Origin of the sequence: Streptomyces sp. NPDC012508, from assembly GCF_042902595.1 — a bacterium.
Lineage (GTDB): Bacteria > Actinomycetota > Actinomycetes > Streptomycetales > Streptomycetaceae > Streptomyces.
In genome coordinates this window covers 85,706-101,046 of record NZ_JBIBEO010000011.1, presented here as the reverse complement: position 1 = coordinate 101,046, position 15,341 = coordinate 85,706, and the positions used below count along the sequence as shown (strand labels likewise).

Below are 15,341 nucleotides of genomic sequence, written 5' to 3'. Positions count from 1 at the left end.
AGGTTGGATCCGATGTCCGGGATCCGATCCTCGATCCGGCGGCTACCCCGTCACCAGCCGCCCCGGCTGTACCCCCGTGATCAGCGTCGCCAGTGCCGTGTCGATGTCCTGGCCCAGGAACCAGTCGCCCGTGTGGTCCAGGCTGTAGACGCGGCCGTCCAGGTCGATGGCGAGGACCGCCTGGTGTTCGACCTCTTCTCCCAGGGGGGAGATCTCCGTGTCCAGCGCGCGTCCGAGGTCCGCCAGGGTGCGGGCCAGGTGCAGGCCGGCGAGCGGGTCGAAGCGGAGGGTCGCGGGGGCGATCTGGCGGCCCGCGCCCGGCGCGGTGACGCGCAGGCCGCCGAATTCGGCCCACGCCTCCACGGCCGCGGGGAAGACGCTGTGCCGGTGGCCGGCCGGTGAGACGTGTGCGCGCAGGGCGTCGGCCCACTGTTCGGCGAGCTTGATGTCCCAGCGGCCCGGCTGCCACCCCGCCTCGCGGAGGGCGGCGTCGACGTTGACCGGGAACCGGGTGGTGCTCAGGTGGTCGGGCATGAAGGTGCGGTCAGCCGTTCTCGACAGTCGAGGTGGGGTCCACGGTGCGTACACCGAAGTGCGCGAGCATCGCCGTACAGGAACGGCAGGGTGCGGCGTAGCTGCCGTGCAGCGGGTCGCCGTCCTCGCGGATGCGCCGTGCGGTCAGTTTGGCGTGTTTGAGCGAGCGGCGTGCCTCGCTGTGGGTGAGTGCCTTGCGCTGGGCGCGCTTGGAGCGGCTCGCGTCGGTGGCGGTGAGGTGGCGGGAGAGCAGGATCGCCTCGGGGCAGCGTCCGGTGAAGCGTTCGCGCTGGCCGCTGCTGAGGGTGTCCAGAAAGTCCTGAACGAGTGGGTGCAGGGTGGGCGGTCGGTCTCCGCGGCCCGCAGTGCAGGTGAGTGTTTCGCCACGTACGGAGAGCGCGGCGCCGACGGTGGGGAGGATGCCGTCGCGGCGGAAGCGCAGTAACGGGGCGCGGGTGGGCTCGGTGCTGCTCCAGTTGAGGCGTGGGTCACCCTGCGTGGGCGTCGGTGCTGCGTACATGGTGCGTGTCTTCCCCTCCTGCAATCCCCCGAGTTGCGGGAACAGACTGCCAAATGGGACGCCTCATGTGGAAGCGGGGTACACAAACGGGGTGTCGGTGTGTCGGAACTATCGCCGGTGCGTCATCCGCTCGTGACAGTTGGTCACGGACCGTGGCGGTGGACGCATCGGGCCGGGTGGCAGGCTTGTGGCAGCGCATAGGCTGTGCGGAATCAGCCAGCAGCCAGCGCAGGGGGCAACCGCCATGACGACAGGTCGGCTCGGGAAAGCCGCACCGCCGAACGCGGCTTACGCCGGGCAGGTCGTGCACTTCCCGGACCCGGTCCGCGCCTCCCGGCACCCCAGAGGGGTGCGGGTGGACGAACACGGCTATCCGGACTTCTCGCCGTACGCCCGGGCGGCGGCGGAGATCGCCGACCCGCCCGAGGGCTTCGGCGTCGACGAGTTGCGGCTGACGGACTACGTGTCGGCGAACGCGGCGCTCGCCGCGACGGGGCACGAGCTGTGGGACACGATCCCCTCGGTCGCGACGCCGCACGGCTGGACCTGGCACCACGTGGCGGGCGGCCGGCGGATGGAGCTGGTCCCGGTCGAGGTGAAGGCGTTGCTGCGTCACCACGGCGGGGTCGCGACGGCCGCCGTCGATCACGGCAAGCGGGGCACGCGCCCGCTGCAGGAGACCCGGCCGGCCCACTTCGGGGTGCCGAAGGGGCTGGTGTCGGTGACCGAGCAGCAACTGCTCGGGGTGGAGGAGGACCTCGGATACCGCCTGCCGGGCGCGTACCGCTCCTTCCTCAAGGCGGCGGGCGGTTGCGCGCCGGTGGGCGCGGCGCTGGACGCGGAGCTGGGTCTGCTGGTGGACCAGCCGTTCTTCACGGTGCGCGACGAGGCGGGGGTCAACGACCTCGTCTACGCCAACAAGTGTCTGCGTGACCATCTGACCAAGGACTACCTGGGCGTCGGTTTCGTCCAGGGCGGGATCCTGGCGGTGAAGGTGAAGGGCGACCGGATCGGGACGGTGTGGTTCTGCGCGTACGACGACGCGCGGGACTCCCATGACACGGCCGGGTGGAGTGTGGGTGAGCGCGTGGAGCAACTGTTGCTCCCGTGCGGTGAGGACTTCGACGCGTTCCTCCAGCGGCTGGCCGGCAACCCGCCGGAGTTGGAGACGGTGGCGAACCTGATGGTGGACGGCGGCTTCGCGCGCGCTGTGCCCGTGGTCCCGGTGGGGGAGTGAACTGGCTGTGGTGACGTTCGCGCAGGCGCAGGAGCGCGCCGAGGAATGGATCAACGGTGATGTGCCGGCGTATCAGCACCGGGAGGTGCGGGTACGGGAGTTCGGGCTCGGCTTCGTCGTGTGGGCGGAGGACCGTGAGGGCGGCCCGATCTCGGACGGCGGCCGGCAGCGTCTGGTGATCGCCCGGGACAGCGGCGAGGCGACGTTGTGGCCCGGGCTGCCGGTGGGCGAGGTGATCCGGCGGTACGAGGAGGAGTACGGAGCCGTTGCCGACGAGGCGGGCTCGGGCGCGACGGCGCCCGCGCCGCCGGAGCGGGTCGATCTGAACGCGACGTCGTTCCTGCTGACCCCGCCGGAGTGGCTGCAGGACGCGGCGGACAAGCTGGGGCTGCCGCCGAAGGGGCCGAACGCGTCTCAGGCGGGCGGGAGTTCGTCGACGCCGGAGGCGACGGGTGACGGTTCGCCGTCCGCCGAGCCGGTGAACGTTCCGGCTCCCCGTCCGGCGCCCTCCGATGCGGCGCCTTCCGATGTGGTGCCTTCTGGTTCGGCGCCTTCCGGTTCGGTGTCTTCCGGTTCGGTGTCTTCGGGGGCGGTGCCTTCGGGTGCGGCCGCCGATTCCGTGGACGCGTCGGAGGGGCGGTCGGTCGACTACGAGCCGACGGCCTCGGACGGGGTTCCGGCGGAGGCGCCGTCGAGCAGCCCGTGGGCGGACGCCAACGCGAGTTCGGGCGGCGCGGACGGTTCCGTGCCGCTCCCCGCGACGGTCTTCGCGCCGCCGCTGTCGGGCGCGGACGACGAGGACACGCCGCTCCCGGTGGTGGGTGCGGACGCTCCGACGGCCCTGATGTCGGGCGGCAGCGCGCTTCCTCCGACGGCGATCGCCCGGGCCCTCGACCCGAACGCCCCGGCGCCGGCCGGCGCCGGCGACCCGTTCGCGTCCCGCGGCCCGGCGTCCATGGGCGGTCAGGGTGGTACGGGTGCGCCTTCGGCCCCGGGTGGTGGCGGCTCGATCGGTGGCCCCGCCGCGCCGTCGGCGCCAGGAGCCCCCGGTGCCCCTGGCATGCCCGGCGCGTCCGTGCCGGCCGGTGGTCCCGCCGTTGCCCCGCCGCCCGGCGCTCCCGGCACCCCGGGTGCTCCCGGTGCCACGCCTCCGCCGGGTGTCCCCGGCGCGCCCACGCCTCCTCCCGCGCCTCGGGCTCCCGGGGCCGGGGACATCGCGGACGCCGCGACCAGCAAGGCCGCGCTGCCTCCGCGTGCCACGCGCGGGGGTGGGGGGAATCCTCCTCCGCCGCCGCAGGCGCCGGGGGCTCCCGGTGTGCCCGCCGGGGGTTACGTACCGACGCAGATGGTGTCGCAGCTCGGGCCCGACGGGCCCCAGCCGCCCGGGCCTCCCTCTCCGCCGACGCCTCCGCAGCCCGTGCACCACGCCGCGACCATGCTGGCGCACCCGAGTCAGGGCGGGCCCGGCGGTCCGCCGCCTCCGCCCGCGCCGCCGGGTGCGCCCGGCGGATCCGACGGTGCGGGTGTCGCGCACGCGGCGACGATGCTGGCTCACCCCGGACCGGGCGGCATCGCGCCGCCCGGCCCTCCCGGCGCGCCCGGCGCCCCGCCCGGGCCCCCCGGTGCTCCGGGTGCTCCCGGTGGTCCGGGGACGCCGCCCGGTGGGGTGCACCACGCGGCGACGATGCTGGCGCAGCCCGGTCCGGGTGGACCGCCGGCTCCGCCGATGCCGCCGCCGTCGGTGCCCGGCGCCCCGCCGGCGTACGGGTACCCGCAGCAGCCCACCGGTCAGCCGACCGTCGGCCCCGGCTACCAGGCCGTGCTGCGCTACCGCGCGCCCGACGGTTCCGAGGCGCAGATCATCCGGCGGTCCGCCCCCGGCACCCCGCACCCGGAGTGGCAGATCCTGCACGAGCTGCGCGCCATGAACGTGCCGCCGCAGCAGGTGCTCGAACTGCACACGGAGTTGGAGTCCTGCGAGCTGCCGGGCGGTTACTGCGCGCGGATGATCCGGGAGACCTGGCCGCAGGCCCGGATCACCAACATCGCGCCGTACGGCAAGGATCATGCGGGCCGTCAGCAGGGCATGCGTCAACTCCTGACCCATCAGGGCGAGTTGCACCAGGTTGCGGACGGCCCCGCGCGCCCGGCGCCGGTGCGTGCCCCGCTGCCGCAGGTGCAGCCGGCTCCGCCGATTCCCCCGGACGGGATCGCGCAGGAGATGGCGGGCGCCTTCGGGCCCGGTATCTGCCGGTTCGACCAGCGGGCCGTGTCCCGGCAGGGTGTGCCGGAGGTCGTCGCGCTGACCCTCGTATGGGCGGGTCTGCCGGCCGATTTCGGTCCGTTCTTCTGGGCGCAGCCGGCACAGCCGGTGGTGCCGACACTGGCCGAGCTCGCGGCGCAGCGTCAGATCCAGCCCGCGTCGGACGCGGGCTCGTACCTGGTGATCGGCTCGGACTTCGGGCGGGCGCTCTGCGTTCAGTACGGGACCGCGCACATCGTCGCCGTACCGGTCGAGGCCGGTCCGGGCGGTGCGCCGGTGGCGCCGCAGTTCGTGAACAGCGGGCTGCCGGAGTTCGCCCGTTCGATGGCGCTGCTGGGGCGCATGTGGCGACTGCGCTTCGGGCTCAACCCGGAGCAGGCGGGGCGCTGGACGGTCGACTTCCAGGCGCAGCTGGCGATGCTGGACCCGGCGGCGCTGGCGTCGCCGGAGAATTGGTGGTCGGTGCTCCTGGAGCAGATGTGGGACGGCCTGCTGTAGACCACGCGTGACCGAAGGCGCCCGACGTGCACGACACGTCGGGCGCCTTTTGTCGTGTCCGATGACGCATCCTGGCATTTGAGCCATTACGGAAGGAGCGTCAGAAATGGGTTTCGCCGTGGTCGCGCGAGGGCGCGGATACCGCCCCCGGCAGGTCGACCGTCACCTCGCCGCGCTCTCCGGCGAACGCGACGCCGGATGGGAGCGGGCGGCCCGGCTGACGGTCCTCGCCAGGGAGATGGAGGAGGAGGCGGCCCGGCTGCGGGCGGAGATCGAGGCGCTGGAACCGCAGCGGTACGAGTCGCTCGGCGAGCGGGCGCGGAAGATCCTGGAGCTCGCGGAGGCCGAGGACGAGAGTCTCGTACGTGCGGCGGAGGCCGAGGCGCAGTCCCTCGCGGAGACGGCGGAGGAGGCGGCGCGTACGGCGACGGAGGCGGCCCGCGCGTACGCGGACGCGCTGCTGGCGGAGGCGGAGACCGCGGCAACCGAGACCCTGGAGACGGCGCGCGCGGAGGCCGAGGCGTTGCGTTCCGCCGCGCGCGAGGAGGCGGCGGGGCGCCGGGCCGCGGCGCGGGTGGTGGTCGACGACAGGGCCCGCAGGGCGGCGGCGCTGCTGGAGGCCCAGCGCGTGGAGCAGGCGGCGGCGCGGGAGGAGGCCGAGCGGACGGCGGCGTCCCGGGCGGCCGAACTGGACGCCCACCACGAGGAGCTCGTCGCGGCCGCGCGGTCGGAGGTCGCGGAGGCCGAACGCGCGCTGGCGCGTACGGAGGAGGAGGCCCGGCACGGCCAGGAGGACGCGGAGGCGGAGGCGGCGGAGCTCCTGGCGGAGGCGCGGTCCCGGCAGGAGCGCGTCGAGCGCGAGACGGAGCGCGTGCTGCGGGAGCACGAGGAGGCGCGTGAGGAGATCCACGCCCACATGGAGCACATCCGCGCCGCGCTCGCCTCGCTCACGGGCCGCGGGGCCGACGAGGCGGGCGGTACGGCCGAGGGCGGCGGCGGGGAGGCAGAGGAGGAGGACGACGGGGAAGCGGAGGGGAAAGAGGACGGGGATCAGGCCGACTGACCCCGGTCCTGGTGCTCCGTCAGGACCGGGAAGCGGCGCGGGGCCAGGGTGAGCAGGACCAGCAGCGCGAGGGCGGCGGCGCCCGCCGCGCCGAGGTAGACGTAGTCGACGGCCGCGTCGACCGCGCGGCGGAGGGTGTCGTCGGCGTGGCCCAGGGCGTACGCGAGGCTGTCCACGTCGGTGCCGGTGCCCAGGCGGGAGGCGAGGACGCCGTTGGCGATCGCGCCGAAGAGGGCCGCGCCGACGCTCTGGCCGACCTGGCGGCAGAAGAGGACGGACGCGGTGGTCGTGCCGCGCTCCTCGTACGGGACGGTCGACTGGACGCCGACGATCAGCGGGAGCTGGAAGAGGCCGAGAGCGCCGCCGAGGAGAAGCATCAGCAGGGCGGGCTGCCAGGGTTCACCGGGGAAGGGGAGGAAGGGGAAGGCGAGCAGCACCAGCAGGGCGAGGGTGATGCCGATGACGGCGGTCTGGCGGAAGCCGATGCGGTTGTAGACGCGGTTGGAGAGGGCGGCGGTGACGGGCCAGCTGAGGGTCATCGCGGAGAGCACGAAGCCGGCGGCTATCGGGCCGAGGCCGAGCACGGACTGGGCGTAGGTGGGCAGGAAGACCGTCGGGGCGACCATCAGCAGGCCGAGCGCGCCCAGAGCCAGGTTCACCGCGGAGATGGTGCGGCGTCGCCAGATCCAGCCGGGGATGATCGGGTCGGCGGCCCGGCGTTCGACGAGGACGGTGACTCCGGCGAGGGCGAGCGCCCCCGCGAAGAGGCCGAGGGAGGGCGCGGAGAGCCAGGGCCAGGCGACGCCGCCCTGGACGAGAGCGGTGAGCAGGAGGGACCCGGTCGCGAAGATGGTGACCGCGCCCGCCCAGTCGACCGACACCTTCCGTACGGCGGGCACCTTCCGTACGACCGGCACCTTCCGTACGGCATGCGCCTTCCGGTACCACCGCGCCTTGCGCGGCGCCGCCGCGTCCCCGGGCACAGCCGCCCTCGCGTCCCCGCCCGCCGCCCGCGGATCCACCTGCCCGTCCGCCGGCGCCGCCGAATCCGCCGCCGCCGAATCCGCCGCCGCCTCGACCGACTTCCGTTCCGGCTCGACCAGGTACCGGCCGACGAGCCACAGCGCCACCAGGCCGACCGGGAGGTTGATCAGGAAGATCCAGCGCCAGTCCGCGTATCCGGCGAGGAGGCCCCCGGCCGCCGGGCCGGCGACCGAGGCCGTCGCCCAGACGGAGGAGAGCTTCGCCTGGATCTTGGGGCGCTCCTTCAACGGGTAGAGGTCCGCCGCGATCGTCTGGATCGTGCCCTGGAGCGCGCCGCCGCCGAGGCCCTGCACGATGCGGAAGGCGATGAGCGAGCCCATGCTCCAGGCCATGGCGCACAGCAGTGAGCCGATGAGGAAGAGGATCGTTCCCGCGATCAGGACCGGCTTGCGGCCGAAGGTGTCGCAGAGCTTCCCGTACACCGGCAGGGTGACCGTGACGGCGAGCAGATAGCCGGAGAACAGCCAGGAGAAGACGGACAGACCGCCGAGGTCGCCGACGATCTGCGGTACGGCGGTGGAGACGACCGTGCCGTCGAGCGCGGCGAGGGCCATGCCGAGCATCAGCGCCGCGACGACCGGCCCGCGCCCGCGCGGAGTCGTCGCCGTTGCTGCGGCCTGCCGCGTCGTCGTCCGTGACACTCCGGCCCTCCATCCGATGGGTCGTACATCTAATTCCGTCGGCCTAGCCTCCCACTCGAACCGTGGGCGGAGAACCCCTAGGGGTCCCTCCCCCATAGAGGGCAGGGGCCGTTCGTCCCGGCGGAGGAGGAGAACGGGCCTCTTCGTCTTTAGCTTGTTCTTACGGATAACCCCAGGGCGAAGAGTGCGCCCAGCACCAGTGATCCTCCGCCCTCCTTCTCGCAGACTCGGACACGAGTCGGATCCGTCCCAGACATAGGAGACATACCGTGACTTCGGCTGTGACCATTCCCCAGCACGGGGAGACCGGGGGGAGGACGGCTGTGGTCGCGCAGGCGCGGCAGGTCGTCAAGGCGTACGGAACCGGCGAGACCCGGGTCGTCGCGCTCGACCATGTCGACGTGGACATCGCCCGTGGGCAGTTCACCGCGATCATGGGCCCCTCGGGCTCCGGCAAGTCGACGCTGATGCACTGCCTCGCCGGGCTCGACACCGTCACCAGCGGCCAGATCTTCCTGGACGACACCGAGATCACCGGGCTGAAGGACAAGCGGCTGACGCAGCTGCGGCGCGACCGGATCGGTTTCATCTTCCAGGCGTTCAACCTGCTGCCGACCCTCAACGCGCTCGAGAACATCACGCTGCCGATGGACATCGCGGGCCGCAAGCCCGACAAGCAGTGGCTCGACCGGGTCGTGTCGACCGTCGGTCTCGCCGACCGTCTCGGGCACCGGCCCACGCAGCTCTCCGGCGGTCAGCAGCAGCGTGTCGCCGTGGCCCGCGCGCTGGCCGCCCGGCCGGAGATCATCTTCGGTGACGAGCCGACCGGAAACCTCGACTCCCGTGCCGGCGCCGAAGTCCTCGGGTTCCTGCGGCAGTCCGTGGACGAGCTCGGCCAGACCATCGTGATGGTCACCCACGACCCGGTCGCGGCCAGCTATGCCGACCGTGTGCTCTACCTCGCGGACGGCCGGATCGTCGACGAGATGTTCCGGCCCACAGCCGACGCCGTCCTCGACCGCATGAAGGACTTCGACGCCCGTGGACGGACGTCATGACCGTCCTCAAGTCCTCCCTGCGCAACTTCTTCGCGCACAAGGGCCGGATGGCGCTCTCCGCCGTCGCCGTCCTGCTCTCCGTGGCGTTCGTGAGCGGCACTCTGGTGTTCACGGACACCATGAACACCACCTTCGACAAGCTCTTCGCCTCGACCGCCTCGGACGTCACGCTGAGCCCCAAGGACGCGGCGGTCGACGACGAGACCCCGCAGTCCGGCCGGCCCGAGACCCTGCCGGCCTCCCTCGTGGAGCAGGTCCGCAAGGCGGAGGGCGTCAAGGCCGCCCAGGGCTCGGTCATCTCCCTGAGCGTGACCGTCGTCGACTCCCGTGACAAGAACGTCGGACCCACCAGCGGCGCCCCGACGATCGCCGCCAACTGGAGCGCCAACGAGCTGCGTTCGGTGGACGTCGCCTCCGGCCATGAGCCGCGCGGCCCCACCGACGTGATGGTCGACGCCGGCACCGCCGAGAAGCACAAGCTGAAGATCGGCGACGAGCTGCGCACCATCGCCGTCACCGGCGACTTCACGGCGAAGATCTCCGGCATCGTCGAGTTCAAGGTCACCAACCCCGGTGCCACCGTCGTCTACTTCGACACCGCCACCGCGCAGCGTGAACTCCTCGGCAAGGAAGGTCTGTTCACCCAGATCACGGCCGACGCCGCGCCCGGGGTCAGCGACGAGAAGCTGAAGAGCAACATCGTCGCCGCGGTCGGCGGCGACTACACGCTCCAGACGGCGGCCGAGGTCGCCGACGCGGGCCGCGAGGACGTCGCCGGGTTCCTCGACGTCATGAAGTACGCGATGCTCGGCTTCGCCGGGATCGCCTTCCTCGTCGGCATCTTCCTCATCGTCAACACCTTCTCGATGCTGGTCGCCCAGCGCACCCGCGAGATCGGCCTCATGCGGGCCATCGGCTCCAGCCGCAAGCAGGTGAACCGTTCCGTCCTCGTCGAGGCGGTCCTCCTCGGTGTCGTGGGTTCGATCGCCGGTGTCGCGGCCGGCGTCGGACTCGCCGTCGGCCTGATGGAGCTCATGTCCTCCATGGGCATGGAGCTGTCCACCGAGGACCTGACCGTGAAGTGGACGACGCCCGCCGTCGGTCTCCTCCTCGGCATCGTCGTCACCGTCCTCGCCGCGTACATCCCGGCCCGCCGGGCCGGCAAGGTCTCCCCGATGGCCGCCCTGCGCGACGCCGGCACCCCGGCCGACGGCAAGGCCGGCCTCGTGCGGGGCGCGGTCGGCCTGCTCCTCACGCTCGGCGGCGCCGCCGCGCTGTGGACCGCGACCCAGGCCGAGAAGGCCTCGGCCGGCTCCCTCTGGCTCGGCCTCGGCATCGTCCTCTCCCTCATCGGCTTCATCGTCGTCGGACCGCTGCTCGCGGGCGGTGTCGTCCGGGCCCTGGGCGTCGTCGTCCTGCGGGTCTTCGGCCCGGTCGGACGGATGGCCGAGCGCAACGCGCTGCGCAACCCGCGCCGTACGGGAGCGACCGGCGCCGCGCTGATGATCGGGCTCGCGCTGGTGGCCTGTCTGTCGGTGGTCGGCTCGTCGATGGTGGCCTCGGCGACGGAGGAGCTGGACCGTTCGGTCGGCGCGGACTTCATCGTGCAGTCCGCCAACGGTCAGCCGATCATGCCGCAGGCCCAGGCCGCTCTGGAGAAGACGCCCGGCCTCGACCACGTGACCGAGTACACCTGGGTCGAGGCGACGATCACCGACCCGGCCGGCAAGCCGGTGGACAAGGGCCTCGTCGCGGCGGAGCCGTCGTACGCGGAGGATCTGCGGCGCGACACGACGGCGGGCGAGCTGGCCGCCGCGTACGGGGCGGACGCGATGTCGGTGGGCAGCGACTACGCCACGGAGCACGGCGTGAAGGTCGGCGACGAGCTGACCGTCGCCTTCAAGGGCGGCGACACCGCGAAGCTGAAGGTCGCGGCGATCACGTCGGACGAGAACAACGTCGACAAGGGCGTGATGTACACGAACATCACCACCATGGAGCGGTTCCTGCCCGCCGACAAGCAGCCGCAGAGCATGATCATGTTCGCGACGGCCGAGGACGGCAAGGAGACGGAGGCGTACGCGGCCCTCAAGGACTCGCTCGCCGCCTACCCGCAGTACAAGGTGCAGAACCAGGCCGACTACAAGCAGGACCTGAAGGACCAGGTCGGCCAGCTGCTCAACATCGTGTACGGCCTGCTGGCGCTGGCGATCATCGTGGCGGTGCTCGGTGTGGTGAACACGCTCGCGCTGTCGGTGGTCGAGCGGACGCGGGAGATCGGCCTGATGCGGGCGATCGGCCTCTCGCGCCGCCAGCTGCGCCGCATGATCCGCCTGGAGTCGGTGGTCATCGCCCTCTTCGGCGCGCTGCTCGGTCTCGCCCTGGGCATGGGCTGGGGCACGGCGGCCCAGAAGCTGCTGGCCCTGGAGGGCCTCGGGGTCCTGGAGATCCCGTGGCCGACGATCCTGACGGTCTTCGTCGGCTCGGCGTTCGTGGGCCTGTTCGCGGCGCTGGTCCCGGCGTTCAGGGCCGGCCGGATGAACGTCCTGAACGCGATCGCGACCGAGTAGCTCCCAGGGGGTTACGGGGGTGCCCCCACGGGCTGTACGGCCCCGGTGGACCGGTCTCCGGTCCACCGGGGCCGTCCCGTGTCCGCCGGGCTGGGACCGGCGCGTCGTGGAGCTTTCGCAGGGCCGGGACCGGCTCGTCGTGGAGCGGGATGTGCTTGCCGGGGCCGTAGAGCCTGCCGCGGCGCCACCCGATCCACCCGCTCTCACTCCTCAGGGTGAAGGCCGTCCCCCGCGCCCGTGCCCCGCCCACGTCGTAGGCTGGTCTCACTCGGCCGCCGCGCCGGGACCCCCGGCCCGTTACACGTGTCGGGCTGTTCGCGTTGCCCGCCCCCGTAGTCGAACCCGGGATGGAAAGCTCCATGAGCCTGCACGGTCTGCTCGACCTCGTCGTCAAGGACGCGGCCCTCGCCGAAGCGGTCAAGGCCGCGTCCGACGGTCGCCGCACGCACGTGGACCTGGTCGGCCCGCCGGCCGCTCGGCCCTTCGCCGTCGCCGCGCTGGCCCGCGAGGCCGGCCGGACCGTCCTCGCGGTCACGGCGACCGGCCGGGAGGCCGAGGACCTGGCCGCCGCCCTGCGCAGCCTCCTCGACCCGGACACGGTCGTCGACTACCCGTCCTGGGAGACGCTCCCGCACGAGCGGCTCTCGCCCCGCTCCGACACCGTCGGCCGGCGCCTCGCCGTGCTGCGCCGCCTTGCCCACCCGTCCGCCGACGACCCGTCCGCCGGCCCGGTCTCCGTCGTCGTCGCGCCCGTACGGTCCGTGCTCCAGCCGCAGGTCAAGGGCCTCGGCGACCTGGAGCCCGTGGCCCTGCGCACCGGACAGACAGCGGATCTGAACGAGATCGTGGAGGGTCTCGCGGCCGCCGCCTACTCCCGGGTGGAGCTGGTCGAGAAGCGCGGCGAGTTCGCCGTCCGCGGCGGCATCCTGGACGTCTTCCCGCCGACCGAGGAGCACCCGCTCCGGATCGAGTTCTGGGGCGACGACGTCGAGGAGATCCGTTACTTCAAGGTCGCCGACCAGCGCTCCCTCGAGGTCGCCGAGCACGGCCTGTGGGCCCCGCCCTGCCGCGAGCTGCTCCTCACCGACGAGGTGAAGCGGCGCGCCGCCGCCCTCGCGGAGGAGCACCCGGAGCTGGGTGAGCTGCTCGGCAAGATCGCCGAGGGGATCGCCGTCGAGGGCATGGAGTCCCTCGCCCCGGTCCTGGTCGACGACATGGAGCTGCTCCTGGACGTCATGCCGAAGGGCTCGATGGCCGTCGTGTGCGACCCCGAGCGGGTCCGTACGCGCGCCGCCGACCTCGTCGCGACCTCGCAGGAGTTCCTCCAGGCGTCCTGGGCGGCGACCGCGGGTGGCGGCGAGGCGCCGATCGACGTCGGCGCGGCCTCCCTGTGGGGGATCGCGGACGTACGGGACCGGGCACGCGAGCTCGACATGATGTGGTGGTCGGTCTCCCCGTTCGCGGCGGACGAGACACTGGACGCGGACACGGTGAAGCTGGGCATGCACGCGCCCGAGTCCTACCGCGGCGACACCGCCCGGGCGCTCGCCGACACCAAGGGCTGGCTGGCCGAGGGCTGGCGCACGGTCTACGTCACCGAGGCGCACGGCCCCGCGACCCGCACGGTCGAGGTCCTCGGCGGCGAGGGGATCGCGGCCCGGCTGCACGCGGACCTGGCCGAGGTCACCCCGTCCGTCGTCCACGTGGCGACCGGATCCATCGACTACGGCTTCGTCGACCCGGCGCTCAAGCTCGCCGTCCTCACCGAGACCGACCTGTCCGGCCAGAAGGCGGCCGGCAAGGACGGCCAGCGGATGCCGGCCAAGCGCCGCAAGACGATCGATCCGCTGACCCTGGAGGTCGGCGACTACATCGTGCACGAGCAGCACGGCGTGGGCCGGTACATCGAGATGGTGCAGCGGACCGTGCAGGGCGCCACCCGCGAGTACCTCCTCGTGGAGTACGCCCCGGCCAAGCGCGGCCAGCCCGGCGACCGGCTCTACATCCCGACCGACCAGCTGGAGCAGGTCACCAAGTACGTCGGCGGCGAGGCGCCCACGCTGCACCGGCTCGGCGGCGCGGACTGGACGAAGACCAAGGCGCGCGCGAAGAAGGCCGTCAAGGAGATCGCCGCCGACCTGATCAAGCTGTACAGCGCCCGGATGGCGGCCCCCGGCCACGCCTTCGGCCCCGACACCCCCTGGCAGCGGGAGCTGGAGGACGCCTTCCCGTACGCGGAGACGCCCGACCAGCTGTCCACCATCGCCGAGGTGAAGGAGGACATGGAGAAGACGGTCCCGATGGACCGGCTGATCTGCGGTGACGTCGGCTACGGCAAGACGGAGATCGCGGTCCGCGCGGCGTTCAAGGCGGTCCAGGACGGCAAGCAGGTCGCGGTCCTGGTCCCCACCACGCTCCTCGTGCAGCAGCACTTCGGCACGTTCTCCGAGCGGTACTCGCAGTTCCCCGTCGTCACCCGCGCGCTCTCCCGCTTCCAGACGGACACCGAGTCGAAGGCGACGATGGAGGGCCTGAAGGACGGTTCCGTCGACATCGTCATCGGCACCCACCGCCTGTTCTCCTCGGAGACCAAGTTCAAGGACCTGGGCCTGGTCATCGTCGACGAGGAGCAGCGCTTCGGCGTCGAGCACAAGGAGCAGCTGAAGAAGCTCCGTGCCAACGTCGACGTCCTGACGATGTCGGCCACTCCCATCCCCCGTACGCTCGAAATGGCGGTCACCGGCATCCGTGAGATGTCGACGATCACCACCCCGCCGGAGGAGCGGCACCCGGTCCTCACGTTCGTGGGGCCGTACGAGGAGAAGCAGATCGGCGCGGCCATCCGCCGTGAACTCCTGCGCGAGGGCCAGGTCTTCTACATCCACAACCGGGTCGAGTCGATCGACCGGGCGGCGGCGCGGCTGCGCGACATCGTCCCGGAGGCCCGGATCGCGACCGCCCACGGCCAGATGTCGGAATCGGCGCTCGAGCAGGTCGTGGTCGACTTCTGGGAGAAGAAGTTCGACGTGCTGGTCTCGACGACGATCGTCGAGTCCGGCATCGACATCTCCAACGCCAACACGCTCATCGTGGAGCGCGGCGACAACTTCGGGTTGTCGCAGCTGCACCAGCTGCGCGGCCGTGTCGGCCGTGGGCGCGAGCGCGGGTACGCCTACTTCCTCTACCCGCCGGAGAAGCCGCTGACCGAGACCGCGCACGAGCGGCTCGCGACGATCGCCCAGCACACCGAGATGGGCGCGGGCATGTACGTGGCGATGAAGGACCTGGAGATCCGCGGCGCGGGCAATCTGCTCGGCGGCGAGCAGTCCGGCCACATCGCGGGCGTCGGCTTCGACCTGTACGTACGGATGGTCGGCGAGGCGGTCGCCGACTACCGCGCCTCCCTGGACGGCGGGGTCGAGGAGGAGCCGCCGCTGGAGGTCAAGATCGAGCTGCCGGTCGACGCGCACGTCCCGCACGACTACGCGCCGGGCGAGCGGCTGCGCCTCCAGGCGTACCGCGCGATCGCCTCCGCCAACACGGAGGAGGACATCAAGGCCGTACGGGAGGAGCTCACCGACCGCTACGGCAAGCTGCCCGAGCCGGTGGAGAACCTGCTCCTGGTCGCCGGGCTGCGGATGCTGGCGCGCGCGTGCGGCGTCGGCGAGATCGTGCTCCAGGGCCCGAACATCCGCTTCGCGCCGGTGGAGTTGCGGGAGTCGCAGGAGCTGCGGCTGAAGCGCCTCTACCCGCGGACGGTCATCAAGCCGGCCGTCCACCAGATCCTGGTGCCGCGCCCGACGAGCGGGAAGATCGGCGGGAAGCCGGTGGTGGGCCGCGAACTGCTGGCGTGGACGGGCGAGTTCCTCACCACGATCCTGGGGTCGTGACCACGGTCCTGGGGACTTAGAGG

9 protein-coding genes are annotated in these 15,341 nt (G+C 72.4%); 6 read left to right on the top strand and 3 right to left on the bottom strand.

What is annotated here, in order from left to right; genetic code table 11:
* Window positions 1-42 precede the first annotated feature (42 nt).
* Window positions 43-534, bottom strand: a complete 492-nt coding sequence (locus tag ACFY8U_RS32520; protein WP_361601041.1) for an SUKH-3 domain-containing protein — start codon at window positions 532-534, stop codon at window positions 43-45.
* A gap of 10 nt (window positions 535-544) precedes the next feature.
* The gene (locus ACFY8U_RS32515) at window positions 545-1,054 is read right to left on the bottom strand and encodes a YwqJ-related putative deaminase (RefSeq protein WP_389575784.1); all 510 of its coding nucleotides are present in this window, start codon (window positions 1,052-1,054) and stop codon (window positions 545-547) included.
* Window positions 1,055-1,298: 244 nt separating this feature from the next.
* On the opposite strand from ACFY8U_RS32515, the gene ACFY8U_RS32510 reads away from it, so the two are divergent.
* The 3 genes from ACFY8U_RS32510 (at window position 1,299) to ACFY8U_RS32500 (ending at window position 6,115) form a co-directional block, all read left to right on the top strand.
* Complete coding sequence (locus ACFY8U_RS32510; RefSeq protein WP_389575783.1) at window positions 1,299-2,291, top strand: SMI1/KNR4 family protein; 993 nt, start codon at window positions 1,299-1,301, stop codon at window positions 2,289-2,291.
* Between the two features lie 7 nt (window positions 2,292-2,298).
* A complete protein-coding gene (locus ACFY8U_RS32505; RefSeq protein ID WP_389575782.1) occupies window positions 2,299-5,052 on the top strand; it encodes an SUKH-4 family immunity protein in 2,754 nt (917 codons plus the stop codon).
* Between the two features lie 106 nt (window positions 5,053-5,158).
* Window positions 5,159-6,115 carry a cellulose-binding protein gene (locus ACFY8U_RS32500; RefSeq protein WP_389575781.1) on the top strand — a complete coding sequence of 319 codons (957 nt, stop codon included), beginning with the start codon at window positions 5,159-5,161 and terminating at the stop codon, window positions 6,113-6,115.
* Here the strand turns inward: ACFY8U_RS32500 and ACFY8U_RS32495 are convergent.
* A complete protein-coding gene (locus ACFY8U_RS32495) occupies window positions 6,103-7,722 on the bottom strand; it encodes an MFS transporter (protein WP_389575981.1) in 1,620 nt (539 codons plus the stop codon). The genes ACFY8U_RS32500 and ACFY8U_RS32495 overlap by 13 nt on opposite strands.
* A gap of 347 nt (window positions 7,723-8,069) precedes the next feature.
* On the opposite strand from ACFY8U_RS32495, the gene ACFY8U_RS32490 reads away from it, so the two are divergent.
* From ACFY8U_RS32490 to mfd, 3 genes are all read left to right on the top strand, one after another.
* Window positions 8,070-8,858 carry an ABC transporter ATP-binding protein gene (locus ACFY8U_RS32490; RefSeq protein ID WP_389575780.1) on the top strand — a complete coding sequence of 263 codons (789 nt, stop codon included), beginning with the start codon at window positions 8,070-8,072 and terminating at the stop codon, window positions 8,856-8,858.
* Window positions 8,855-11,428 carry an ABC transporter permease gene (locus ACFY8U_RS32485; RefSeq protein WP_389575779.1) on the top strand — a complete coding sequence of 858 codons (2,574 nt, stop codon included), beginning with the start codon at window positions 8,855-8,857 and terminating at the stop codon, window positions 11,426-11,428. Before ACFY8U_RS32490 ends, ACFY8U_RS32485 begins: the two co-directional genes overlap by 4 nt.
* Window positions 11,429-11,787: 359 nt before the next feature.
* The gene (gene mfd, locus ACFY8U_RS32480) at window positions 11,788-15,318 is read left to right on the top strand and encodes a transcription-repair coupling factor (RefSeq protein WP_389575778.1); all 3,531 of its coding nucleotides are present in this window, start codon (window positions 11,788-11,790) and stop codon (window positions 15,316-15,318) included.
* Window positions 15,319-15,341: the final 23 nt, after the last annotated feature.